Here is a 1,111-nt window from a genome sequence, read left to right as displayed (position 1 = left end):
TTTGACGGCATCCTTGGGCGTGCACAGGATGTAGGCGCAACGCGCCCGCTCGGCCCGGTTGGTGATGGTCTGCCAGTCCGTCAGGGAAAAAGGGTGATGGTCCGAAAAAATAAGATGGTGCACCGGCATCTCGCCCAGATCGCGCTTGAAGGTCTGAGGGGCCTTGCGCGGGTTGGCGATGCCCGTGACCAAGAGATAGCGTTCGCCCTGGAGGCTGTCGCGGATTTCGCCGCTGACGCTGTTGGCGATGTGCCGGGCCACGACCTGGAAAAAGAAAATGGGCTTGCCCAGGCCGGTCAATTTGATGCGGGCCAGGGTTTCCAGACAGTCGTCCTCGCCGAACATGCGATTGACCAGAAAGGCATCGGCGCGCTTCAGGGCCGTGGCGTCCTCGCGCCAGGTTCCGGCCGGAATGACCTTGTTCCAGCCCACGTCCAGATCCCGCGGGCAGAGCAGGCACAGGTTCACGTCGCGCCGCACGCGCAGATGCTGGAAGCCGTCGTCCAGAATGTACAGCCCCGGCGCGTCGCCGGTGCAGGCCCGACCGCCGCGCACCCGGTTGGGATCGACCATGATCCGGGCCCTGGGATGGGCGCGCTTGAGCATCAGCGGTTCGTCGCCGGCCTCGCGGGCCGGGCTGGACAGCTCCACCTCATAGGGCGCGCGTGGCGGATGGCCGCCATAGCCACGGGTCAGCACGGCCGGGGTCAGGCCCTGGTCGATGGCCCAGCGCAGCAACCAGGACACGACGGGCGTTTTGCCCGTGCCGCCCCAGGAGATATTGCCCACGGCGACACAGGGCGCGGGCGGTCGCCAGGACGCCAACCGGCCGGACGCGAACAGCCCGGCCCGAAAACGCATGAGCCGGGCATAGCCGGTGGCCAGGGGATCGAGAACGGGCGCGAAGCGGTTTTGCAGTTCCGAAATGCGGTCTGGAGTCATGGACAGCCTTGGGATAAAAAAGGGCGGCCTGGGCCGCCCGGTATTATTCGCGGGAAGAGCCGAAAAAGCGCAGCAGGAACAGGAACAGGTTGATGAAGTCCAGATACAGGGTCAGCGCGCCCAGGATGGTGCCGCGCCGAATGGCCAGGGCGTCGTCCATGGGCGCGGC

At 66.2% G+C, this 1,111-nt stretch carries 2 protein-coding genes; both read right to left on the bottom strand.

The window, feature by feature from the left end; genetic code table 11:
* The coding region (gene lpxK / locus EOL86_15425; protein NCD26960.1) for a tetraacyldisaccharide 4'-kinase at positions 1–942 on the bottom strand (942 nt) is incomplete at its 3' end.
* Positions 943–985: 43 nt separating this feature from the next.
* On the bottom strand, positions 986–1,111 hold a 126-nt coding region (locus EOL86_15420; protein ID NCD26959.1), incomplete at its 5' end, for a BAX inhibitor (BI)-1/YccA family protein.

It is taken from the genome of Deltaproteobacteria bacterium (assembly GCA_009930495.1).
Taxonomy (GTDB): Bacteria; Desulfobacterota; Desulfovibrionia; order Desulfovibrionales; family Desulfomicrobiaceae; genus Desulfomicrobium.
This window is presented reverse-complemented; position numbering and strand designations above follow the sequence as displayed.